Source organism: Streptomyces cyslabdanicus, assembly GCF_052663305.1.
This window is the reverse complement of the sequence record NZ_JBQRUW010000002.1, coordinates 100,452-123,230: the sequence shown is the minus strand read 5'-3', so window position 1 is coordinate 123,230 and position 22,779 is coordinate 100,452. Positions and strand designations below refer to the sequence as shown.

Genomic DNA, 22,779 nt, shown 5'->3' with positions numbered 1-22,779 from the left:
CAAGCTGGAGGTCCCTGCCCCCGCGCCACGGAGGACAGCCCCATGAGCACCCCGTGCACCCCGCCGCCGGACCACCCCGCCCGCCTCGCCTCCGGTCCCGGCGGCCCGCACGCCCTGCGGACCCTGCTGGACACCGTGCTCGACGCCCTCGACAGCGGCCGCCGCGCCCGCGGCGGCCCCCTGCCCGCGGGAGGGCCCGAGGCGGTCGCCGCCCGGGTGCGCGGCGCCGTGGGCGAGGTCCTGCCCGAGCACGGCGACCCGGACGCCCTGCGCGGCCTCGTACACGCTCTCGCCGAAGGCGCCGCCGACCCCGCCGACCCGCTGTGCGCGGCCCATCTGCACTGCCCGCCGCTCGCCGTGGCCACCGCCGCCGACCTCGCCGTCAGCGCCCTCAACCCCTCCCTGGACTCCTGGGACCAGGCCCCCGCCGCCTCCGCGCTCGAAGCCCTCGTCACCCGCGCGCTCGCCCACGAGACCGGCCTCGCCGACGCCGTCGTGACCACCGGCGGCACCGAGTCCAACCAGCTCGCCCTCCTGCTCGCCCGCGAGTCCTGCGGCAGCGGCGTCCGCCTGGTCTGCGGCGCCAACGCCCACCACTCCCTGCCCCGCGCCGCCTGGCTGCTCGGCCTGCCCGACCCCGTGATCGTGCCCGCCCCCTTGGGCACCCTCGACGTCGCGGCCCTGCACGGCGCCCTCACCGACCTCGGCGGCACGCGCGGCTCCCGCGGCTCCGTCGTCGTAGCCGCCACCGCAGGCACCACCGACGCCGGCCTCATCGACCCCCTCCCGCAGATCGCCGGACTGTGCGCCGCCCACGGCGCCCGGCTGCACATCGACGCCGCCCACGGCGGGGGACTGCTGTTCAGCGAACGCCACCGGGACAAGCTGACCGGACTCGAAGCCGCCCACACCGTCACCCTCGACCTGCACAAGCTCGGCTGGCAGCCGGTCGCCGCCGGCCTCCTCGCCGTCCGCCACCCCCGCGACCTCGCCGTCCTGCACCAGCGCGCCGACTACCTGAACGCCGGCGACGACACCGAGGCCGGCCTGCCCGACCTGCTCGGCCGCTCCCTGCGCACCACCCGCCGCCCCGACGTCCTCAAGATCGCCGTCACCCTCAAGGCGCTCGGCCGCAGTGGCCTCGGCGCCCTCGTCGACCAGGTCTGCGCCCGCGCCCGCGAGTTCGCCGACCTCATCCACGACCACCCCGGCTTCGAGCTCCACGACCGGCCCACCATCAGCACCGTCCTGTTCCGGCCCGCCGGCGCCTCCGACCACGCGGTCGCCACCGTGCGCCGCCGACTCCTCACCGAAGGCCGCGCCGTCCTCGGCCGGGCCCGTCTCGACGACCGGCTCTGGCTCAAGGCCACCCTGCTCAACCCGGACACCCGGACCGAAGACCTGGCCGCCCTGCTGAAACTGGTGGAAGGAAGCACCCCCCGATGAACCACCCCGCGCACCCCGCACCCCAGGCACCCCGCGACCTGGTCGGCATCGGCATCGGACCGTTCAACCTCTCCCTGGCCGCGCTCGCCCACCCGCTCACCGGTCTCGACACCGTCTTCTACGAGCAGAGCCCCCGCTTCCGCTGGCACCCCGGCCTGCTCATCGACGGCGCCCGCGTCCAGGTGCCCTTCCTCGCCGACCTGGTCACCCTCGCCGACCCGGCCAGCGACTGGTCCTTCCTCAACTACCTCAGGATCCGCGACCGGCTCTTCCCCTTCTACTTCGCCGAGCGCTTCCACATCCAGCGCGCCGAATACGACGCCTACTGCCGCTGGGTCTCCGAGAACCTGCCCGCGGTGCGCTACGGCCACCATGTCGACGCCGTCCGCTGGAACCCCGAACTCCGCCTCTTCGAGGTCGACTTCACCCAGCTCGACGCCGACGGCGAAGCGGAGGCCGTCGGCCGCGCCCACACCCGCAACGTCGTCCTCGGCATCGGCACCGAACCCCACGTGCCCGCCCCGCTGAGGCCCCTCGCCGACGCCCCCGACGTCGCCGTCGTCCACGCGGCCGACTACCTCGACCACCGCGACGCCCTCCTCGCGGCCGGCCACGTCACCGTCGTCGGTTCCGGGCAGTCCGGCGCCGAGGTCTTCCTCGACCTGCTGCGCCACCGCCCGGCCGGCGGCGAGCGGCTGCACTGGATCGGCCGCACCGAGGCCTTCGCCCCGATGGAGTACTCCAAGCTCGGCCTGGAGCACTTCACCCCCGACTACATGCGCTACTTCCACGCCCTGGCCGAACCCGTGCGCGACCGGCTCGTCGCCGGTCAGTGGCAGTTGTACAAGGGCGTCGACGCCGACACCCTCGCCGCCATCCACGACGAGCTCTACCGCCGCACGCTGGACGGCGGCTGGCCCGACGCCGTCCTGACCCCCGGCGTCCGGGTCCGCACCGCCGGCCGGGTCGCCGGCGCCCGGATCGAACTCCACCTGGAACACCTTCAACAGGGCACCCGCACCCGGTTCACCACCGACGCCGTCGTCCTTGCCACCGGCTACCGCGAACGCCCCCTCACGCCCGTCCTCGCCGGCCTCGACCCCTACCTGCGCCGCGACGGCAAGGAACGCCTCCGTGTCGACGAGCAGTTCCGCCTCGCCCTCGACCCGGCCATCACCGCCACCGGCTGCCACGTCTACGTGCAGAACGCCGAACGCCACACGCACGGCGTCGGCGCCCCCGACCTCGGCCTCGCCGCCTGGCGCAGCGCCACCATCCTCAACGCGGTGACCGGGACACAGGCCTACCCGCTGCCCGCCCGCACCGCCTTCACCACCTTCGGCCTGGAACGGCGACGGCCCCAGATCCCGCCGTCCCGCCAGATCAGGACGCTGACGCCCCTGGCGGACGGGATCTGAGGCCGTCCCTCACGAAAGACCCTGGTAGGCCGATCAGAACACCGGCGTGCCGTTGCGCGTCAGCTTCCAGTCCAGCGACGCGAAGTCCTTCGGGTCCAGCTCGCCCTTGGCCGTGACCCACTCCGCGATCCGCGTGCGGATCTCGGTCGACTCCGCCCACAGCTCCTGCGCCGACGCCACGTACGGGAAGTCACCGCCGCCGTTCGCGCGGTAGTTGTTCACCGCCATCACGAACTCCTGCGCGTCGTCCAGCGCCGCACCGTCGAACGTCAGGTTCTTGATCCGCGAACCGACCGGCTGCGCGACGTCGATGTCGTACTGCAGCCCCGACACGTAGTCGTAGTTGTAGTCCGGGCGACCGCCCGCGTTCGTCAGCTTGTCCACGTCGACCGGCGCGTCGGCGGCCGTCTGCACGAAGTACTGCGCCGAGTACTCCAGGTACGCCCGCAGCTGGGCACCCGTCATCAACTTGGCGACCAGCGTGTTGTCGTACACGTACAGGCTGGACAGGTCCCGGATCGTGACGTCGCCGGCCGGGATCTCGGAGGTGCGCGAGAAGGGGGAGGCCTGCGAGACGACCGGCAGCGCGGCGTACTGCGTGCCCTCCAGGGCGGCCTTGACCACGTCCTCCTGGACCTTGTTGATCAGGTCGATGATCGGGGCGTCCTTGTAGCGGGCGTCGACCGTGGTGAGGGTCTCCGTGGCCCGGCCGACCACCTGGTTGACGTACGTCACGACCTTCGCGTGCTCGTCCTTGAGCAGCTTGGTGATCTTCGGGTCGTCGGCGACGGTGTTGGTGTTGCGCAGCGAGGCGGAGACGGACTCCACCTCCCACTTGCCCTTGACGAACACCAGCTCGATGTCGAAGAGGGAGAGCCGCTCGGCGTAGCACAGCGGCTCCGACAGCACGACCGTCTTGCCGGTCTGCTCGTTGACGACCTTCAGCTCCGGGATCTCCAGGTGCGCGTGGCCCACCAGGATCGCGTCGATGCCGGGCACCCGCCGGGCGACGTTCGCGGCGGCGTCCTCCACGTACGGCAGCTGGTCGCCGTACGACGAGGTGCCGGACGTGCCCGAGTGCGCCGAGACGATGACGACGTCAGCGCCCATCGAACGCAGCTTGGGCACCCACTTCGCGGCCTGCTCCTCCAGACCGGGGAAGTCCAGCTTGCCCTGCACGTAGGCCTTGTCCCAGATCGCGATGCCCGGGTTGGTCAGGCCCAGCACGGCCACCGTCACCGGGGCGGCACCCGGCGAGTGGAACTTCTTCATGAAGTACGCCGGGAAGGCCGGCTTCTGCGTCTTGTGGTCCACCGCGTTCGCACCGAGCAGCGGGAAGTCGCACTGCTCCTCGAACTTGCGCAGCGTCTCGATGCCGTAGTTGAACTCGTGGTTGCCGAGCGCCACCGCGTCGTACCCGATGGCGTTCATCGCCTTGGCCATCGGGTGCACCGGACCGCGCTTGGCGGTGATCGGGTCGACCTTCGCGTAATAGTACGTCAGCGGGGTGCCCTGAATCGTGTCACCGGCGTCCAGGAGCATCGTGTGCTCATGGCCCTTCTCCGTGCGGATCTGGTCCACCAGCGTCGAGATCCGGGCCAGCCCCTGGGCGTTGCCCGCCGCGTCGCTGTACTCGCTGTCCTTGTAGTAGTCCCAGTTGAACACGTGCCCGTGCAGGTCGGTCGTGCCCATGATGGTCAGCGAGTAGCGCTTGCCCGGCTTCTCGGGCTTCTTGCCCGCCGCGGGAGAGGCCGGCGCGGCCTCGGCCGCCGGAGCCGCCGCGGCGCCGACCAGCGCCACCCCCGCCCCGGTGGCGGCGGACTTCGTCAGAAACTTCCGGCGGTTCAACGGCATGTCAGGCTCTCCTCGATGAAACAGGTCGATGACGCGCGTAGATTCTGGCCGCCCGCGGCGAACCGCAACACCCCTGGAAGGTTGCGATCTGGTGACCGGCGGGCGTGGAGCACCGGGTACAGGTGACAGAGTGGGGCGTATGACCTCAGCCCCCGCACCGGAGCCCGGCCCCGCCGTCCCCTACGGCACCCCCGACGCACCCCGGATCGCCGTCCGCGGCGAGGCACACCTCGAAGTCGACCCCGAGATCGCCCGGATCGGCATCACCGTCACCGCCCGCGGCAAGGACCGCCGTTCCGCCCTGGACGACCTCACCCGGCGCAACGCCCACGTCCTCGACCTCGTCAAGTCCTACGGCCAGGCGGTGGAACACCTGGAGACCGGTGCCTTCTCCATCGCGCCCGAACCCACCCGGCACGGCCGCGGCGAGCGCGTTCGCGCGTACCACGGCGCCGTCCGTGTCACCGCCGAACTCTCCGACTTCACCGCGCTGGGTGAACTCACCACCCGACTGGCCGACGTGGAACTCACCCGGGTGGACGGCCCGTGGTGGGCGCTGCGCCCTGGCTCACCGGCCCACCGGGAGGCACGCCGGCAGGCCGTGCAGGAGGCCGTCCAACGAGCCAGGGAGTACGCCGAGGCGCTCGGCACCTCACTCACCGCCCTGGTCGAGATCGCCGACATCGGCGCGGAGAACGCCCAGCCCTGGGCGCCGGCGCCCGGAGGAGGGATGAGGGCGATGCGGGCCTACGGGGGCGCCGCGCCGCAGGACGAGGCCGCGCCCCTGGACCTCGAACCCGAGCGCCAGCACGTCCACGCGCAACTCGACGCGCGGTTCACCATGGCACCGCCCAGACTGTGACCGTGTCCGTTGCGTCTTTCGGTCCGCGAACGGGTCGAACGCTCGTCCCGGCACCGCCCCGCACGGTTCAACAGCTGTCAATACTCCTTCATCCAAAGGTTGTTGAGTGGTCACGTCGTACCAAACGTCTACCCACTGGTAAGGCCTAGGCTCACCTCATGCGCCGAGCAAAGATCGTCTGTACTCTGGGGCCCGCCACCGACACGTACGACCAGATCAAGGCACTGGTCGACGCCGGAATGGACGTCGCCCGATTCAACCTCAGCCACGGCGGCCACGCCGAACACGAGGAGCGCTACCGGCACGTACGCAGGGCCGCCGACGAGACCGGACGCAGCGTCGGAGTCCTCGCCGACCTTCAGGGCCCGAAGATCCGGCTCGGCCGCTTCCGTGAAGGGCCCGTACTCCTCGAACGCGGCGACACCTTCACCATCACCGTCGAAGAGGGCGTCGAGGGCGACCGTCACATCTGCGGCACCACCCACGCCGGTCTCGCCGAGGACGTCACCCCCGGCGAGCGTGTCCTCGTCGACGACGGCAGGGTGTGCCTCGAGGTCACGGCCGTCGACGGCCCCCGCGTCCGCACCCGGGTGGTCGAGGGCGGCGTGATCTCCGACCACAAGGGGCTCAATCTGCCGGGCGTCGCCGTCTCGGTCCCCGCCCTGTCCAAGAAGGACGAGGACGACCTGCGCTGGGCGCTGGGCGCCGGCTTCGACGTCGTCGCGCTGTCCTTCGTCCGCGGCGGCCGGGACATCCTCGACGTCCACCGCGTCATGGACGACGAGGGGCGCCGCGTCCCGGTCATCGCCAAGATCGAGAAGCCGCAGGCGGTGGAGGCCGTCGCCGACATCGTGGCCGCCTTCGACGGCATCATGGTCGCCCGCGGCGACCTGGGCGTGGAAATGCCGCTGGAGCAGGTCCCGATCGTCCAGAAGCGCGCGATCAAGCTGGCCCGGCGGAACGCCAAGCCGGTGATCGTCGCCACCCAGATGCTCGACTCGATGATCGGCAACTCCCGCCCGACCCGCGCGGAGGCCTCGGACGTGGCCAACGCGGTGCTCGACGGCACGGACGCGGTGATGCTCTCGGGCGAGACCAGCGTGGGCAAGCACCCGGTGGAGACGGTGCGGACGATGGCCCGCATCGTCGAGGCCGCCGAGGAGGACCTCCTCGCCAGGGGCCTGCCGCCGCTGACCGACCACAACAAGCCGCGGACCCAGGGCGGCGCCGTCGCCCGTGCCGCCGCGGAGATCGGTGACTTCCTGGGCGCCAGGTTCCTGGTCGCCTTCACGCAGTCGGGCGACACCGCCCGCCGGCTCTCCCGCTACCGCTCGCCCATCCCGCTGCTCGCCTTCACCCCGGAACCGGCCACCCGCTCCCAACTCAGCGCCACCTGGGGCGTGGAGACGTTCCTGGGGCCGCGCGTCGACTCGACCGACGCCATGGTCGGGCAGGTCGACGAACTGCTGCTGCGGTACGGCCGTTGCGAGAAGGGCGACGTGGTGGTGATCACAGCGGGCTCACCGCCGGGGGTGGCGGGCTCGACGAACCTGGTCAGGGTTCACCACATCGGGGAGGACGACACTCCCAGGTAGAACGCGTGACCTTGGATTCGGAGGAAACGTACCCCGGGTCGGATTCGAACCGACGCTGGATGGTGTTTGAGACCATTGCCTCTACCGCTGGGCTACCGGGGCCCCCTTTGAAACAAAGACCGGCGGTCACCCGCCGTCCCCTCACCTTACCGCAGCTGGGTACGCTCTTGGAGCAGTACCCGCCCGCCCCGGAACAAGGAGCGCCCCCGTGACCGCCGAGTCGCCCGAGCCCGTAGACGTGTCCGACGACGACAAGTCGCACGTGCCTCCGCTGACGACCCGCGTCGTCATCGCCGAGGACGAGGCGCTGATCCGGCTCGACCTCAAAGAGATGCTGGAGGAGGAGGGCTACCGGGTCGTCGGTGAGGCAGGTGACGGGGAGCGGGCCGTGGAGCTGGCCCGCGAGCACCGCCCGGACCTGGTGATCCTCGATGTGAAGATGCCCAAGCTCGACGGCATCTCGGCGGCGGAGCAGATCGCCGAGGAGCGGATCGCGCCCGTGCTCATGCTCACCGCCTTCTCGCAGCGCGACCTGGTGGAGCGCGCCCGGGACGCCGGGGCGATGGCGTATCTCGTCAAGCCGTTCAGCAAGAGCGACGTCGTTCCCGCCATCGAGATGGCCGTCTCGCGGTTCACCGAGCTGAAGGAGCTGGAGAAGGAGGTCGCGGACCTCAGCCAGCGGCTGGAGACCCGCAAGCTGGTCGACCGCGCCAAGTCGATCCTGCAGACCGAGTACGGGCTGACCGAGCCGGCCGCGTTCCGGTGGATCCAGAAGACCTCGATGGACCGCCGTATGTCGATGCAGCAGGTCGCGGAGGCGGTCATCCAGGACAGCGACGAGAAGAAGGCCGCGAAGGACGCCAGGCCCGACAAGGACTGAGCCGGGCGGACCGGCCCCGACGGGCAAGGGGCCCGCGTCCCCTCACGGGATGCGGGCCCCTTCTCGTCTCGGTGGTCGCCTGCCGGGGTCAGTCCTCGCCCAGGTACGCCTTGCGGACCGATTCGTCGTGCAGCAGCTCCTGGCCGGTGCCGGAGAGGACGACGCTGCCCACCTCCATGACGTGGCCCTGGTCAGCGAGGGAGAGCGCCGCCTGGGCGTTCTGCTCCACGAGCAGGATGGTGGTGCCCTGGGACTTCAGCTCGGCGATGGTCGCCATGATCTTCTGCATCATGATGGGGGAGAGCCCCATGGACGGCTCGTCGAGCATGAGCAGCTTGGGCTGGGACATCAGGGCCCGGCCCATGGCCAGCATCTGCTGTTCGCCGCCGGACAGGGTGCCCGCCGCCTGCTTCCTGCGCTCCCCGAGGATGGGGAACAGGTCGTAGGCCCGCTGGACGTCCTTCTCGATGCCCTGCTTGTCGCTGCGCAGGAACGCCCCGAGGAGCAGGTTGTCCTCGATGGACATGCGGGGGAAGATGTGCCGCCCCTCCGGGGAGTGGGCGAGCCCCAGCGAGACGATCTTGTGGGCCGGGATCTTCTTGAGCGACTTGCCCTCGAACCTGATCTGGCCCCCGACCGGCTTGAGCAGGCCGGAGAGGGTACGCAGGGTCGTGGTCTTGCCGGCGCCGTTGGTCCCGATGAGCGTGACGATCTGGCCGGCTTCGACCGTGAAGGAGATGCCCTTGACGGCCTGGATCTTGCCGTAGGCGACGCGGAGGTCCTCGACCTCGAGCAGTGCGGTCATCGGTCGTCCTCCTTGCCGGGCACGGCGTCCGCCGGGGTCGCGGCGGGGGTGTTGTTGTCCGTCGGTGCCGCGTCGGCCGGTGTCTCTTCCTGCTCCTGGGCCTGTGCGGCCTCGGCCTGTGCCTCGGCGCTCTCGACCTCGGCCACCTCCTCGTCCCCGGGCGCGCCCTCGAAGGGTTCGCCGAGGTAGGCGGCGACGACGCGTTCGTCGCCCTGGACGGTGGCGCTGTCGCCTTCGATCAGTTTCTCGCCCTGGACGAGGACGGCGACGCGGTCGCAGAGGTTGAAGATGAACCGCATGTCGTGCTCGATGACGAGCACGGCGATGCCCATGTCGCGGATGGCGAAGACCAGTTCCTCGGTGGCGCGGGTCTCCTGCGGGTTCATGCCGGCGGTCGGCTCGTCGAGGAGCAGCAGACCGGGTTCGCTGGCCAGTGCCCGGGCGATCTCCAGCTTGCGCTGTTCGCCGTACGGGAGGTTGCGGGAGAGGTGTTCCGCCTTGTGGTCGAGGCCCACGAACGCGAGGAGTTCCATGGCGCGGGCCTTGGAGGCGGCCTCGGCCCGGTGGAAGCCCGGTCCGCGCAGGACGGCGGACCAGAAGCCCTCCTTGGTGCGGGTGTGACGGCCCACGAGCACGTTTTCCAGGACGGTCATGTTGGCGAAGAGCCGGATGTTCTGGAAGGTGCGGGCGATGCCTGCCGCGGTGACCTTGAAGGACTTGGGCGGCAGGACCTCGCCCTTGTAACGGACCTCGCCCTCGGTGGGGACGTAGAGACCGGTGAGGCAGTTGAAGAAGGTGGTCTTGCCTGCGCCGTTGGGTCCGATGAGGCCGACGATCTCGCCGCTGTTGACGGTGAGGTCGACTCCGCGTACGGCGGTGAGGCCGCCGAAGCGCATGGTGACGCCGCGGGCTTCGAGGACGGGGTTGCCGGGGGTGGTGGTGGCCGGCGTTTCCGTGGTGGTGGTGTCGGTGGTCATGGTGGTCAGGCCCCCGTCTTGCTGAGGACTGTGGGCGCGTCGGCCTCGTCGTGGAATTCCAGCTGGCGGCGGCGGTTGGGGATGAGCCCCTCGGGCCGGAAGCGCATGAGCAGGACCAGCGCCAGTCCGAAGGCGAGGAGTTGGTAGTCGCCGAGGAACTGGAGCTTGTTCGGGATCAGGAAGAGCAGCGAGGCGCCGATGAGGGGCCCGGCGATGGTGCCCATGCCGCCGAGGACCACCGCGGCGAGCAGGAAGGCGGAGTTGGGCGGGGTGGAGCTGGCGAAGAGGTACTGCTCGGGAGTCACGGTGTAGGTGACGTGGGCCTGGACGGTGCCGGCGAGGCCGGCCAGGCAGGCGCCGACGGCGAAGGCGATCAGTTTGACCCGGAAGCCGTTGATGCCCATGGCCTGGGCCGCGGTCTCGTCCTCGCGGATGGCCACCCAGGCGCGCCCGATGCGGGAGTCGCCGCTGCGCCGGAAGACGAGCACGACGACGGCGGTGATCAGCAGCATCAGGAGGAAGTAGTTGGCGAAGCGGCCGATGGTGAATCCGGCGATGTCGTGCGGGAGGCCGAAGTCGAAACCGAGGATCTTCAGGTTGGGGATGGAGGAGACGCCGTTGGAGCCGTTGGTGAGGTCGGGCCCCGAGGTGCCGTCCAGGTTGTTGGCGGTGATGCGGAAGATCTCACCGAAGCCGAGGGTGACGATGGCGAGGTAGTCGCCGCGCAGCCGCAGGGTCGGGGCGCCGATGAGGACGCCGAACACCAGCGAGGCGGCGGCGCCGACGAGGAGGGCGGCCCAGAACGGGAAGTGCACGTGGAAGGGGGAGTTGGGCGACCCGGACACCAGGGAGGCGGCGTAGGCGCCGACGCCGAGGAAGGCGACGTATCCGAGGTCCAGGAGGCCGGCGAGGCCGACGACGATGTTCAGGCCGAGTGCGACGGTGGCGAAGATCAGGATGTAGACGCCGAGGGTGGCGTACTGGTCGTCGGTCTGGGTGAAGGGGAAGACGGCCGCTGCCAGGAAGGCGCCGAAGGTGGTGACGTTCTGGTGCCGGCTGGTGATCTGGGAGGCGTGGGCGATGAGGCCCGACTTGTTGAAGGCGGCGAAGCCGAAACCGGCGAGGATGAGGAAGCCGATGAACAGTTCGTCGTACTCGGTGCCGATCCCGTAGGTGAAGACGGTCAGGCCGAGTCCGAGGATGGCGACGATGATCAGGAGCTCGGCGTAGGTCGGCAGCGTGCCCACAGGGCGGGGGGTGCCGGTCGTGAAGCTCGCCCTGACGATGTCCCGGAGGTGGCCCGTCTTGTGCTTGAAGTGCTCCCAGCCGCTGTCGTCGGGGTCGACCGGGTCCGGCTCGGGGCGTTCGAAGGGCAGGGCCAGGGCGCCGGTGAGGGCGGCGAGGCTGCCGACGGCGACGACGTAGGCGCCGGGTTCGAGGTTGACGACGCCGCCGAGTTTGGCGCTGATGGCGATGACCGTGTACAGCGCGGTGGCGGCGGTGCCCAGCGCGGCGAGCTTGATGGCCGCGTCGGCGCCTGCGGGGGTGAGCCAGCGCAGGCCCTTGACGCCGTAGGAGGAGAGCGCCAACAGGATGGTGAGGGCGGCGCCGATGAGGACGAGGACCTGCAGGCCGCCGGGGTAGCCGTAGACGGTGAGGTCGCCGGGGAAGTCGGAGGTCCAGGTCCAGGCGAGGAAGGTGGCGGCGAGCGTGAGGACGCCACCGCCGGTGGCGAGGGCGCGGCCGATGTGTTCCGGCATCGGGACCAGGCCGGTGCGGGCGGCGTCCGCGGCGGGGGCGCTGGGGGTCTCGGGTGCTGTGGTCTGTGTGGTCATCGGTGTCACGCCCTGTCCGCGACGCGCTCGCCGAGTAGGCCCTGTGGCCGGAAGAGGAGCACGAGGATGAGGAGTACGAACGCCCAGACGTCGGCCCAGGTGTTGCTGCCGAACTTGTCCATGCCGGGGATGTCGGCGATGTAGGCGGTGGCGAGGGTCTCGGCGACGCCGAGGACGAGGCCGCCGATCATGGCGCCGTAGATGTTGCCGATGCCGCCGAGGACCGCGGCCGTGAAGGCCTTGAGGCCGAGGAGGAAGCCCATGCGGAAGTCGATCTGGCCGTACTTGAGGCCCCAGGTGACACCGCCGACGGCGGCGAAGGCGGCGCCGAGGGCGAAGGCGATCACGATGATGCGGTCGGTGTTGACGCCCATGAGCCGGGCGGTGTCCGGGTCCTGGGCGGTGGCCTGCATACCGCGTCCGGTGCGGGTCTTCATGACGAAGTAGCCGAGGAAGGCCATGCTGAGCGGCGCGGCGACGAGCAGGAAGATGTCGCCGGTCTGGATGGTGACGCTGCCGATCTCGAAGGGACCCCCGGCGATCTGCGGGAAGGTGAGGGCGTCCTTGGCGCCCGGGTACCAGGCCCACACCGCCTGCTGCAGGGCGAGGGAGAGGCCGATGGCGGTGATCAGGGGGGCCAGGCGTGGCGCGCCGCGCAGGGGCCGGTAGGCGAATCGTTCCGCTCCGACCGCGACGAGGACGGCGACGATGATGGCGCCCACCAGCATCAGCGGCAGGGCGACCCACATCGACGTGCCGTCGGGCAGCACCCACAGGTACACGGAGAGGGCGCCGAAGGCCCCCGTCATGAAGATCTCGCCATGGGCGAAGTTGATGAGCTGGACGATGCCATAGACCATCGTGTAGCCGATGGCGACCAGCCCGTACATGGATCCCAGTAGCAGGCCGTTGACCAGCTGCTGCGGCAGTTCGTTCACCGCATGTCCTCCGAGACTTCGGATGTTTGTCGAATGTGGCCGGATGCGTGTGCGCGCGGGGCGCCAGTGGAACAGCGCCCCGCGCGACTGGTGAGCGGTGCTGGTGCGGCTCAGCCGGTGAAGGTGCCGGAGTGGACCGAGTCCCAGGCGCCGTTCTTGACGGCGTAGACGGTGAGCTGCTTGTTGGTGGCGTCACCGAACTCGTCGAAGGAGACCGTGCCGGTCACACCGTCGAAGGAGACGTCCTGCATGGCCGCGGTGACCTTGGCGCGGGCGTCGTCGGGCAGCTTGCCGCCGTTGTCCTCGACGACCTTCTTGACGGCCTCGATGATGGCCCAGGCGGAGTCGTAGGAGTAGCCGCCGTAGGCGGAGTACTCGTCCTTGTAGCCCGCTGCCTTGTAGTCGGCGACGAACTGCTTGGCGGAGTCGAGGGTCTCGACGGGCGCGCCGACGGAGGTGGAGAGGTCACCGTCGCTGTCGGAGCCGGCCAGCTCGATGAACTTGTCGTCCTTGATGCCGTCGCCGCCGATCAGCGGGATCTTGGCGCCGGCGGCCTTGATCTGCTTGCTGAGCGGGCCGGCCTGCGGGTACTCGCCGCCGTAGTAGACGACGTCGGCGCCGGAGTTCTTCACCTTGGTGGCGACCGCCGAGAAGTCCTTGGCCTCGGGGTTGATGTGCTCGGTGCCGACGACCTTGCCGCCGAGCTTCTTGAACTCCCCGGTGAAGGTTCCGGCCAGGCCGGCACCGTAGGTCTTCTTGTCGTCGATGACGAAGACCTTGGTCTTCTTGGCGGTGTTGTAGAGGTACTGCGCGGCGAACGGGCCCTGGATGGCGTCCGTGGTCGCGGTACGGAAGTACGACTTGTACTGGCGAACCTTCTTGTTGCGCCAGTCCGCGCCCTGGGTGAGGGCGGGGCCGGTGTTGGCGGGGGAGACCTCGACGAGGTGGGCGTCGTCGAGGACCTTCTGCATGCCCTCGGCGACGGACGAGTTCAGGGGGCCGACGACGCCGAGCACGGACTTGTCCGCGACGAATTTGGTGGCGTTCTGCTGGCCCACGGAGGCCTGAATCTGGTCGTCCAGAGCCTGGACCTTGAAGGTGACGCCCTTGACGAAGTTCTGCTTGTTGGCCGTCTTGGCGGCCAGGTCGGCGGAGTTCTTGATGCCGAGACCCATGGCGGACAGGCCGCCGGTCAACGGAGCGTCGACGCCGATGGTGACGACGGTGCCACCCTTGCCGGAGTCCGAACCCTTGTCGTCGCCGCCCCGGGAGCCGCAGGCGGTGAGGGTGAGTGCTCCCGCTGCCAGTGCTGCGGTAACGGCGATGAGTGAACGTTGACGCACGATCAGTCCTTTCCCTGGCACGGCCCCTCCCCCCTGGAAGAGGTCGAGTCGAGCGCGGAGTCGAAGGGGTATTCCGACGGCGCCGTGACTGGCCGTGACTCTAGGCGTGCGCGGGGAACGGGGAGGAGGGCTTGGCCAAGGCTGTGACGCTCTTGTTATGACACGACGTATTGCAGAGCGGTACGCGGCGGGTGGAACAGCGGAATTCAGGCTGATTCGCCCGGTCCGGATTCTGAGAACCCGCAGGACGCGCCGCGCTCCGTTCAGGTGTGTCAACGGTTTTGGTGATTACCTGGAACCGGTGACGCAGGCGGCTCGCAGGGCCTGGGAGAGGTTCTGTGCATAGCGTGACCCGAGGATGAAACTGTGCACCTGGATTGCGCGTTTATTACGCAGTGTCACGTCCAGGAAAGGGAGTCCGGCGTCCGCCGGAACTTTTCCGCATTCCCTCACATGCATGGTGATCACCACTTTATGGGCGGATCCCGCCCTGGTGCGGAAAGGGGTGCGGGGCGCGGAGGTGAGGGAAAGTCCCTCGTACGGCTGGGTGATGCCGGTGACGGTCACGGGCGGGCCGGACCGCACGCTGACCAGCACCGCGAAGCTGAATGTCCTGGTTTTGCCGTCGCGAGGTGCGGCCACGTCGTCCAGGTAGGACACGTCGGTCACTTGGGAGGGGTAGGGCGGCGCCGCGGGCCGGGGCCGCGGCGCGTGCTGGCGGGTGGCGAACAGGTAGCCGCCGCCCGCGAGGAGAAGGGCGACCGTCAGAGCGGTGAGGGCGGCCCGGCGGTGCCGCCGGTACAGCCGCGCGAGGGGTCCCTGCGCGAGGCCGCCGGTGGGGGGTGGGTCGTCCGGGCCGGACGTGCCCCACTCACGCGTCCCCTCGCCCGGTTCGAGCGGCCCGATCCCGCTCACGGTCCGGGTCTCCTGCCGGAGACCCGAGGGGGCGTCAGATGCCCCGCCGTGGGCGGCGGTTGGAGGCGGCGGGACCGGCTCGACCGCGCCCGCGGCCGGGGCGTTCCTCCCGTTGTCATGGCAAGAAGCTAGGCGGCCCGGTGCCCGGGGGCAACGGTCGAGAAGGCGGCTTCGCGGCTCAGCCGGCCGTGCCGGCGGGGCCGTCGCCCGGCTGCGCGTCGCGCAGCAGGCAGGTCAGACGGGCGCTGCACACCCGCCGTCCCTCCTCGTCGCTGATCACGATCTCGTACGTCGCCGTCGAGCGCCCCCGGTGGAGGGGGGTGGCCACGCCGGTGACCAGACCGGAGCGCGCCCCGCGGTGATGGGTGCAGTTCAGGTCGACTCCGACGGCGATCCTGGAGCTGCCGCCGTGCAGCATGGCGCCGACCGAGCCGAGGGTCTCGGCGAGGACGGCGGAGGCGCCGCCGTGCAGCAGTCCGTAGGGCTGGGTGTTGCCCTCCACCGGCATGGTGCCCACGACACGGTCGGCGGACGCCTCCAGGATCTGCACGCCCATGCGGGTGCCGAGGTGCCCGGCGGAGAACAGGGCGGGCAGGTCGACGCCGAGCGCGGCGTACTCGTCGAGGACTTCCTGCGGGAACTTCAGGTGCTGCTGCTCGCCCATGGGGTCCGGCTCCGTTCGTCCTTGATCGGGTCGGCGCCGACCGGCTCGGGGCCGATCGGCACCGTGTTCACTGAGCGAACGCTCAGTCGGCCGCCGATTGTTCCAGACGCACCACGACGGACTTGCTGGCCGGGGTGTTGCTGGTGTCGGCGGTGGCGTCGAGCGGCACCAGCACGTTGGTCTCCGGGTAGTAGGAGGCGGCGCAGCCGCGGGCCGTCGGGTAGTGCACGACCCGGAAGCCCGGTGCCCGCCGCTCCACGCCGTCCTTCCACTCGCCGACCAGGTCCACGTACGACCCGTCGGCCACCCCGAGCGCCCGCGCGTCCTCCGGGTTGACCAGCACCACCCGCCGGCCGTTCTTGATGCCCCGGTAGCGGTCGTCGAGGCCGTACACCGTGGTGTTGTACTGGTCGTGCGAGCGCAGCGTCTGCAACAGCAGTCGGCCCTCGGGAAGTTCGGGGTACTCCACCGGCGCGGCGGTGAAGTTGGCCTTGCCGGTGGCCGTCGGGAAGCGGCGATCGTCGCGCGGGGCGTGGGGCAGCGTGAAGCCGCCGGGGCGGGCCACGCGCGCGTTGAAGTCCTCGAAGCCGGGGACCACCCGGGCGATCCGGTCGCGGATCGCGGCGTAGTCCTTCTCGAACTCCTCCCACGGCACGACGCTCCTGTCGCCCAGCACGCGGCGGGCCAGAGCGCACACGATGGCCGGCTCCGACTTCAACTGCGCGCCCGCGGGCCGCAGTCGGCCCCGGGAGGCGTGCACCATGCCCATGGAGTCCTCGACGGTGACGAACTGCTCGCCGCCGTCCTGCACGTCCCGCTCGGTGCGGCCGAGGGTGGGCAGGATCAGCGCCCGCGCGCCCGTGACCACGTGGGAGCGGTTGAGCTTGGTCGACACGTGCACCGTCAGCCGGGCCCGGCGCATGGCGGCCTCGGTGACGTCGGTGTCGGGGGAGGCGGAGACGAAGTTGCCGCCCATGGCGAAGAACACCTTCGCCTCGCCGTCGCGCAGGGCCCGGATGGCCCGGACGACGTCGTAGCCGTGCCCGCGCGGCGGCGCGAAGCCGAACTCCTTCTCCAGGGCGTCCAGGAAGGCGGGATCGGGGCGCTCGAAGATGCCCATCGTGCGGTCGCCCTGCACGTTGGAGTGGCCGCGCACCGGGCACACGCCCGCGCCCGGGCGGCCGATGTTGCCGCGCAGCAGCAGGAAGTTGACCACCTCGCGGATGGTCGGCACCGAGTGCTTGTGCTGGGTCAGGCCCATCGCCCAGCACACGATGGTGCGCTCGGAGGCGAGGACCATGTCGAGGGCGCGGTCGATCTCCGCGCGCCTGAGCCCGGTCGCGGTGAGCGTCTCGTCCCAGTCGGCTTCGCGGGCGGCCTTCGCGAACTCCTCGTAGCCATAGGTGTGTTCGCGGACGAACTGCTCGTCCACCGCGCCCTCGGTGTCGAGGATCAGCTTGTTGAGGAGGCGGAAGAGGGCCTGGTCGCCGCCGATGCGGATCTGGAGGAACAGATCGGTGAGCGCGGCGCCCTTGAGCATGCCTTGCGGGGTCTGCGGGTTCTTGAACCGCTCCAGACCGGCCTCCGGCAGCGGGTTGACACTGATGATCTTCGCGCCGCCCGCCTTGGCCTTCTCCAGGGCGGAGAGCATCCGGGGGTGGTTCGTGCCCGGGTTCTGCCCGGCGACGATGATCAGGTCGGCCTGGTAGAGGTCCTCGAGGAGCACACTGCCCTTGCCGATCCCGATCGTCTCCGACAGCGCCGAGCCGGAGGACTCGTGGCACATGTTGGAGCAGTCGGGCAGGTTGTTGGTGCCGAGTTCGCGCGCGAAGAGCTGGTAGAGGAACGCGGCCTCGTTGCTGGTGCGGCCAGAGGTGTAGAAGAGGGCCTCGTCGGGGGAGTCGAGGGCGGCGATCTCCTCGGCGACGATGTCGAAGGCGCGCTCCCAGGTGACCGGTTCGTAGTGATCGGCGCCCTCGGGCAGGTACATGGGGTGGGTGAGCCGCCCCTGCTGGCCCAGCCAGTACCCGCTGCGGTCCGCCAGGTCGGACAGGGAGTGCGCGGCGAAGAACTCCGGGGTGACCCGGCGCAGGGTGGCCTCCTCGGCGACCGCCTTCGCGCCGTTCTCGCAGAACTCCGCCGTGTGCCGGTGCTCCGGCTCGGGCCAGGCGCAGCCCGGGCAGTCGAAGCCGTCCTTCTGGTTGACCCGCAGCAGGGTCAGCGCGGTGCGCCTCACCCCCATCTGCTGCTGGGCGATCCGCAGGGTGTGCCCGATGGCCGGCAGCCCGGCCGCCGCGTGCTGCGGCTCGGCTACCTGCGGCGCGTCCTGAACCGGATCACCCATGGGCGGCTTCGTGGCCATCGCACGCTCTCCTTCGACTGCGGTATGTGAAGAACGTCTCCGATCCTCGCACGGCCCTGTGACCGGGCTTGCGGCCGGGGACGCGGACCACGACGGCACCGCGGCGACTGCGGCGATCGTGCCGACCGTGCGGGCCGCGCCGACCGTGCGGGCCGCGGGCCTGGGCGGCGGAGGCGGGCGGTGGGCCCCGGCTGTCAGTGGCACGTGGCAGGATCGGGGACGTGGCAGAGACAGCATCGAAGAAGACCGACACCCGTCCCGGCGGCACCCGTCCCCGGCTGATGCTCATGGACGGGCACTCGCTGGCCTACCGCGCGTTCTTCGCGCTGCCCGCGGAGAACTTCACCACCGCGACGGGACAGCCGACGAACGCGATCTACGGCTTCGCGTCGATGCTGGCCAACACGCTGCGTGACGAACAGCCCACGCACTTCGCGGTCGCCTTCGACGTCTCCCGCAAGACCTGGCGCTCGCAGGAGTTCACCGAGTACAAGGCGAACCGCTCCAAGACCCCGGACGAGTTCAAGGGCCAGGTCGAGCTGATCGGCGAACTGCTCGACGCGATGAACGCCTCCCGCTTCGCCGTCGAGGGGTTCGAGGCGGACGACGTGATCGCCACCCTCGCCACCCAGGCCGAGGCCGAGGGCTTCGAGGTGCTGATCGTCACCGGCGACCGCGACTCCTTCCAACTGGTCTCCGAGCACACGACGGTGCTGTACCCGACCAAGGGCGTCTCCGAACTGACCCGGTTCACCCCGGAGAAGGTCGTCGAGAAGTACGGCCTGACGCCGGCCCAGTACCCGGACTTCGCGGCGCTGCGCGGCGACCCGTCCGACAACCTGCCGGGCATCCCCGGCGTCGGCGAGAAGACCGCCGCGAAGTGGATCAACCAGTTCGGTTCGTTCGCTGAGCTTGTCGAGCGCGTCGAGGAGGTCAAGGGCAAGGCCGGGCAGAACCTGCGCGACCACCTGGAGTCCGTCAAGCTCAACCGCCGGCTCACCGAGCTGGAGCGGAGCGTGGAGCTGTCGAAGGCGGTCACCGACCTCGCCCGCACGCCGTACGACCGCAAGGCCGTCGCGCTGGTCCTGGACACCCTGGAGATCCGCAACCCGTCCCTGCGCGAGCGGCTCTTCGCCGTCGACCCGGGCGCGGAGGAGGCCGAGACGACCCCGATCGCCACGGACGGGGTGCAGCTGGACGGCACCGTGCTCGGCACCGGCGAGCTGGCCGGCTGGCTCGCCGAGCACGGCACGCAGGTCCTCGGTGTCGCCACCGTCGACACCTGGGCGCTGGGCGCGGGCTCGGTCGCCGAGATCGCGCTCGCCGCGCCCGGAGGAGCGGCCGCCTGGTTCGACCCGTCCGAGCTGGACGAGGCGGACGAGAGCGCGTTCGCGGCCTGGCTGGCCGAGGCGGACCGGCCCAAGGTCTTCCACAACGCCAAGGGCGCCATGCGGGTCTTCGCCGAGCACGGCTGGACCATCGGGGGCGCCACCATGGACACCGCGCTCGCCGCCTACCTGGTCAAGCCGGGCCGCCGCTCCTTCGACCTGGACGCGCTGTCCCTGGAGTACCTGCACCGGGAGCTGGCCCCCGCCGCCGCGGCCGACGGGCAGCTCGCCTTCGGCGCGGACGAGGGCGCCGAGGCCGAGGCCCTGATGATCCAGGCCCGGGCCGTCCTCGACCTCGGCGAGGCCTTCGAGGCCCGGCTCGCGGAGGTCGGCGCGGCGGACCTGCTGCGCGACGTCGAGCTGCCGACGTCCACGCTGCTGGCCCGCATGGAGCGGCACGGCATCGCGGCGGACCGGACCCACCTCGAGACGATGGAGCAGATGTTCGCGGGCGCGGTGCAGCAGGCCGTGAAGGAGGCGCACGCGGCGGCCGGGCACGAGTTCAACCTCGGCTCGCCCAAGCAGCTCCAGGAAGTCCTCTTCGGCGAGCTCGCCCTGCCGAAGACGAAGAAGACCAAGACGGGCTACACCACCGACGCCGACGCCCTGGCATGGCTGGCCACCCAGACGGACAACGAGCTGCCGGTCGTCATGCTCCGCCACCGCGAGCAGGCGAAGCTGCGCGTCACCGTCGAGGGCCTGATCAAGACGATCGCGGCCGACGGCCGCATCCACACCACGTTCAACCAGACGGTCGCCGCCACCGGCCGTCTGTCGTCGACGGACCCGAACCTCCAGAACATCCCCGTCCGCACCGACGAGGGCCGGGCCATCCGGCGCGGCTTCGTGGTCGGCGAGGGCTTCGAGTCGCTGATGACGGCCGACTACAGCCAGATCGAGCTGCGCGTGATGGCCCACCTGTCCGAGGACGCGGGCCTGATCGAGGCGTTCACCTCCGGCGAGGACCTGCACACCACGGCGGCCTCGCAGGTCTTCGGCGTCGACCGCTCGGCGGTGGAGCCGGAGATGCGGCGCAAGATCAAGGCGATGTCCTACGGCCTGGCGTACGGACTGTCGGCCTTCGGCCTCTCCCAGCAGCTGAACATCGAGGCGGCCGAGGCGCGCGGCCTGATGGACGCCTACTTCGAGCGTTTCGGCGGCGTACGGGACTATCTGCGCCGCGTGGTCGACGAGGCGCGGGCCACCGGCTACACCGAGACCCTCTTCGGGCGCCGGCGCTATCTGCCCGACCTCAACAGCGACAACCGCCAGCGCCGCGAGATGGCCGAGCGCATGGCTCTCAACGCGCCGATCCAGGGCACGGCGGCCGACATCGTCAAGATCGCCATGCTCCACGTGGACCGTGCCCTGCGCGAGGCCGGCCTCACCTCCCGCATGCTCCTCCAGGTCCACGACGAAATCGTCCTGGAGATCGCCCCCGGCGAACGCGAGTCCGTGGAGGAGATCGTCCGCCGCGAGATGGCCGACGCGGTCCAGCTCAGGGCCCCCTTGGACGTCTCGGTCGGCGTCGGCCCGGACTGGGAGTCGGCGGCGCACTAGGGTCTTTCGTTTGGATCGGGCCGGATCAGGGAGCGGGGTCTGGTGATGGCGGCACCTCCCACGCCGTTCAGGCAGTGGGGGAGCGATGCCAGACCCCGCGAGCCCGGCACGATCCAAACGAGAGGCATTAGGGCCCGAGCGCCGCTGTGAACCGGCGATGGTGGCCATCGGTCAATCCGGAGGCAGAGCAGGCCGGGGCCGAGGCCTCCCTCCTGTGGCGGATGCTCCTGTGAGGTCCGTCACTCCCGTGGACCCCGCGGAGGCGCAGCCGCGGTCCGCGCCGGACAGGATGCGGGCATGGGTACACACATGCTCCACCGCCGGCCGGCGGTGATACGGGCGGACATCGGCGAGGTTCCCGCAGGGCCGCCTCCGTCTGTGCGGCCCGTCGCGGCCGCCGCCAGCACCGCCCGCGTTCCGGCGGATCCGACGGCGACCGTGCGCCGTGCCGCGAGCAGGCTCCGCGACCGGTTCGGCCCCGGCGATCCGGTCCTCGGGGAGACACGCCGCTGGTACGTGTGGGCGGACACCGCACGCGGCTACCTCGCGCTGCTCCTGTCCCCGCTGCAACGGCCCCGCCCGGTGCGCAGTGTCACCGTCTTCGTCGCCACCGCGACCGGCACCGGCGACCGGCCGGGCGGCCCGCCCCCGCACCGCGCCCGCCAGGACCACCGGAACCGCTGAGACCGGCCGAACCGGCCTCGAGCGACCGCGCCGCTCTCAAGCGACAGGGCCGCCCCGGCCTGCCGGGGCCGCGCCCCTCCCGCCGCCCGGACCGCCGGAGGCACCGGCGCCGTCCCCCTCGTGGCCCGAACCGGCCGATCCGGCTCATCCGGCTCATCCGGCTGACCTGGCTGACCCGGCCGATCCGACCGGCTCCGTCACGCCGTCCCCGTCGCGCGGAGGTCCGGCACCGCGCCGGAGCCTGAGGTCCAGGGCGTACAGGAGCAGGCCCACGGCCAGTCCCGCGCCCGCGCCGAAGCACAGCGTCGGAACCAGCTCCCAGTAGGCGGTCGTCGACCCCCGGCCCGTCCACCACCGCAAGGTCCGCTGCACGGCGCCGGCGACCGCGCAGACCGTGATCACGGCGCAGGCGCGCCGGCGGTCCCGTACCGACAACTCGGGGACCCCCACCGGCTCGTCCGCCGGGGTCCGCCGCAGCGCGTACACCAGGAACCCGGCGATCACGACCGCGGCCACCGCCGAGCCGCCGTACTGCAGGTACCAGTGGACGGGTGCCCCGGCCAACTGCCGCCCCAGCACCGGGAACAGCCGCATCCCCCACCGGTCGTGGTGGGTGAACGCGTCCCACACCACGTGCGTCAGGGCGCCGAGCGCGGCGGAGGCGTACCACCACGGCACCGACGCCGGGCGCGGTCGCGTCCAGGGCGTCCCGCACCGCGTCAGCGCCGCCGTCCGCCCCTGCCGCGCGCGCGGCAGCAGGGCGACGAGCGGTTCGCGCAGCAGCAGCCACACCGCGACCAGCAGCCAGGCCATGAGCACATCGAGGGTGAAGACCCCGGTGAACGAGTGCGTGACCGCGCCGAACTCCATGGCCCCGGGCACAACACCCGCCGCGTAATAGGTCAGATCGGGTGCGAAGGAGCCCGCCACGAGCACCGACGGGACCAGCCGGCCCCGCCCGGTGCCGTCGCCGCGCACCGCGGGCAGTACGGCCGCCGCATGGCTCAGAGTGAACGGCAACGGGGCTCCTCCTGGCGCTCGTCGACGGGGCCGGCCGGCCCGTGTGACCACCGCCGTCCAGTATGTGCGGCACGCCGGCGGGCACCCCCGTTAATCAGTCGTGGCCAACCGGTGAAAATCGGACGTGAACGGGTCCCGATGCGAAGGAAGTTGTCGTAGGGTCACCTCGACCGTCAACCGTGCGGCTCCGTGAGCACAACCAGTCACACGGGTCGATCGTCACAACAGGCGAA

At 70.9% G+C, this 22,779-nt stretch carries 17 protein-coding genes and 1 tRNA gene; 7 read left to right on the top strand and 11 right to left on the bottom strand.

Annotated elements, in window-relative coordinates:
- Positions 1–42: 42 nt before the first annotated feature.
- Both ACTYVM_RS01150 and ACTYVM_RS01145 read left to right on the top strand, forming a co-directional pair.
- Positions 43–1,446, top strand: coding sequence for a pyridoxal phosphate-dependent decarboxylase family protein (locus ACTYVM_RS01150; protein ID WP_445524078.1), 1,404 nt, complete (start codon positions 43–45; stop codon positions 1,444–1,446).
- On the top strand, positions 1,443–2,864 hold the full coding sequence (locus tag ACTYVM_RS01145) for a lysine N(6)-hydroxylase/L-ornithine N(5)-oxygenase family protein (protein ID WP_445524077.1): 1,422 nt from the start codon (positions 1,443–1,445) through the stop codon (positions 2,862–2,864). Before ACTYVM_RS01150 ends, ACTYVM_RS01145 begins: the two co-directional genes overlap by 4 nt.
- Before the next feature lie 33 nt (positions 2,865–2,897).
- Here the strand turns inward: ACTYVM_RS01145 and ACTYVM_RS01140 are convergent, their stop codons facing one another.
- Positions 2,898–4,718 carry a bifunctional metallophosphatase/5'-nucleotidase gene (locus tag ACTYVM_RS01140; RefSeq protein ID WP_445524076.1) on the bottom strand — a complete coding sequence of 607 codons (1,821 nt, stop codon included), beginning with the start codon at positions 4,716–4,718 and terminating at the stop codon, positions 2,898–2,900.
- Between the two features lie 139 nt (positions 4,719–4,857).
- On the opposite strand from ACTYVM_RS01140, the gene ACTYVM_RS01135 reads away from it, so the two are divergent.
- Positions 4,858–5,580: an SIMPL domain-containing protein gene (locus ACTYVM_RS01135; protein ID WP_445524075.1), complete on the top strand. Its 723-nt coding sequence runs from the start codon at positions 4,858–4,860 to the stop codon at positions 5,578–5,580.
- Positions 5,581–5,738: 158 nt separating this feature from the next.
- Positions 5,739–7,175: a pyruvate kinase gene (pyk, locus tag ACTYVM_RS01130; protein WP_445524074.1), complete on the top strand. Its 1,437-nt coding sequence runs from the start codon at positions 5,739–5,741 to the stop codon at positions 7,173–7,175.
- A gap of 29 nt (positions 7,176–7,204) precedes the next feature.
- On the opposite strand, the gene ACTYVM_RS01125 is transcribed toward pyk, so the two are convergent.
- A tRNA-Leu gene (locus tag ACTYVM_RS01125) sits at positions 7,205–7,277 on the bottom strand.
- 106 nt (positions 7,278–7,383) lie between these two features.
- On the opposite strand from ACTYVM_RS01125, the gene ACTYVM_RS01120 reads away from it, so the two are divergent.
- Entirely contained in the window at positions 7,384–8,055 is a 672-nt protein-coding gene (locus ACTYVM_RS01120) for an ANTAR domain-containing response regulator (RefSeq protein ID WP_445524073.1), read from the top strand.
- Between the two features lie 88 nt (positions 8,056–8,143).
- Here ACTYVM_RS01120 and ACTYVM_RS01115 read toward each other — a convergent pair whose 3' ends face one another.
- The 8 genes from ACTYVM_RS01115 to ACTYVM_RS01080 all read right to left on the bottom strand — a co-directional run bounded on the left by ACTYVM_RS01115 (position 8,144) and on the right by ACTYVM_RS01080 (position 17,894).
- The gene (locus ACTYVM_RS01115) at positions 8,144–8,860 is read right to left on the bottom strand and encodes an ABC transporter ATP-binding protein (RefSeq protein WP_400026215.1); all 717 of its coding nucleotides are present in this window, start codon (positions 8,858–8,860) and stop codon (positions 8,144–8,146) included.
- Positions 8,857–9,837 carry an ABC transporter ATP-binding protein gene (locus ACTYVM_RS01110; RefSeq protein ID WP_445524072.1) on the bottom strand — a complete coding sequence of 327 codons (981 nt, stop codon included), beginning with the start codon at positions 9,835–9,837 and terminating at the stop codon, positions 8,857–8,859. The genes ACTYVM_RS01115 and ACTYVM_RS01110 overlap by 4 nt, the downstream gene beginning before the upstream one ends.
- A 5-nt stretch (positions 9,838–9,842) precedes the next feature.
- Positions 9,843–11,672: a branched-chain amino acid ABC transporter permease gene (locus ACTYVM_RS01105; protein WP_445524071.1), complete on the bottom strand. Its 1,830-nt coding sequence runs from the start codon at positions 11,670–11,672 to the stop codon at positions 9,843–9,845.
- Between the two features lie 5 nt (positions 11,673–11,677).
- The gene (locus tag ACTYVM_RS01100; RefSeq protein ID WP_445524070.1) at positions 11,678–12,610 is read right to left on the bottom strand and encodes a branched-chain amino acid ABC transporter permease; all 933 of its coding nucleotides are present in this window, start codon (positions 12,608–12,610) and stop codon (positions 11,678–11,680) included.
- 110 nt (positions 12,611–12,720) lie between these two features.
- Positions 12,721–13,953, bottom strand: a complete 1,233-nt coding sequence (locus ACTYVM_RS01095; protein WP_445524069.1) for a branched-chain amino acid ABC transporter substrate-binding protein — start codon at positions 13,951–13,953, stop codon at positions 12,721–12,723.
- Positions 13,954–14,241: 288 nt separating this feature from the next.
- Positions 14,242–14,868, bottom strand: coding sequence for a Tat pathway signal sequence domain protein (locus ACTYVM_RS01090; RefSeq protein WP_445524068.1), 627 nt, complete (start codon positions 14,866–14,868; stop codon positions 14,242–14,244).
- 178 nt (positions 14,869–15,046) lie between these two features.
- On the bottom strand, positions 15,047–15,532 hold the full coding sequence (locus tag ACTYVM_RS01085) for a PaaI family thioesterase (RefSeq protein ID WP_445524067.1): 486 nt from the start codon (positions 15,530–15,532) through the stop codon (positions 15,047–15,049).
- Between the two features lie 82 nt (positions 15,533–15,614).
- The gene (locus tag ACTYVM_RS01080; protein ID WP_445524066.1) at positions 15,615–17,894 is read right to left on the bottom strand and encodes an FdhF/YdeP family oxidoreductase; all 2,280 of its coding nucleotides are present in this window, start codon (positions 17,892–17,894) and stop codon (positions 15,615–15,617) included.
- A gap of 221 nt (positions 17,895–18,115) precedes the next feature.
- Between ACTYVM_RS01080 and polA the strand changes: the two genes are divergently transcribed.
- Positions 18,116–20,842, top strand: a complete 2,727-nt coding sequence (gene polA, locus ACTYVM_RS01075; RefSeq protein ID WP_445524065.1) for a DNA polymerase I — start codon at positions 18,116–18,118, stop codon at positions 20,840–20,842.
- 297 nt (positions 20,843–21,139) lie between these two features.
- Positions 21,140–21,526: a hypothetical protein gene (locus ACTYVM_RS01070; protein WP_445524064.1), complete on the top strand. Its 387-nt coding sequence runs from the start codon at positions 21,140–21,142 to the stop codon at positions 21,524–21,526.
- Positions 21,527–21,679: 153 nt separating this feature from the next.
- On the opposite strand, the gene ACTYVM_RS01065 is transcribed toward ACTYVM_RS01070, so the two are convergent.
- Entirely contained in the window at positions 21,680–22,546 is an 867-nt protein-coding gene (locus tag ACTYVM_RS01065; RefSeq protein ID WP_445524063.1) for a DUF4184 family protein, read from the bottom strand.
- Positions 22,547–22,779 lie beyond the last annotated feature (233 nt).

What these genes read in the sequence shown, in the direction of transcription:
- ACTYVM_RS01105 (WP_445524071.1), bottom strand. Translation starts at nt 11,672, where the DNA reads ATGACCACACAGACCACAGCACCCGAGACCCCCAGCGCCCCCGCCGCG.
- ACTYVM_RS01080 (WP_445524066.1), bottom strand. Translation starts at nt 17,894, where the DNA reads ATGGCCACGAAGCCGCCCATGGGTGATCCGGTTCAGGACGCGCCGCAG.
- ACTYVM_RS01115 (WP_400026215.1), bottom strand. Translation starts at nt 8,860, where the DNA reads ATGACCGCACTGCTCGAGGTCGAGGACCTCCGCGTCGCCTACGGCAAG.
- ACTYVM_RS01085 (WP_445524067.1), bottom strand. Translation starts at nt 15,532, where the DNA reads ATGGGCGAGCAGCAGCACCTGAAGTTCCCGCAGGAAGTCCTCGACGAG.
- ACTYVM_RS01145 (WP_445524077.1), top strand. Translation starts at nt 1,443, where the DNA reads ATGAACCACCCCGCGCACCCCGCACCCCAGGCACCCCGCGACCTGGTC.
- ACTYVM_RS01110 (WP_445524072.1), bottom strand. Translation starts at nt 9,837, where the DNA reads ATGACCACCGACACCACCACCACGGAAACGCCGGCCACCACCACCCCC.
- ACTYVM_RS01150 (WP_445524078.1), top strand. Translation starts at nt 43, where the DNA reads ATGAGCACCCCGTGCACCCCGCCGCCGGACCACCCCGCCCGCCTCGCC.
- pyk (WP_445524074.1), top strand. Translation starts at nt 5,739, where the DNA reads ATGCGCCGAGCAAAGATCGTCTGTACTCTGGGGCCCGCCACCGACACG.
- ACTYVM_RS01135 (WP_445524075.1), top strand. Translation starts at nt 4,858, where the DNA reads ATGACCTCAGCCCCCGCACCGGAGCCCGGCCCCGCCGTCCCCTACGGC.
- ACTYVM_RS01070 (WP_445524064.1), top strand. Translation starts at nt 21,140, where the DNA reads ATGGGTACACACATGCTCCACCGCCGGCCGGCGGTGATACGGGCGGAC.
- ACTYVM_RS01140 (WP_445524076.1), bottom strand. Translation starts at nt 4,718, where the DNA reads ATGCCGTTGAACCGCCGGAAGTTTCTGACGAAGTCCGCCGCCACCGGG.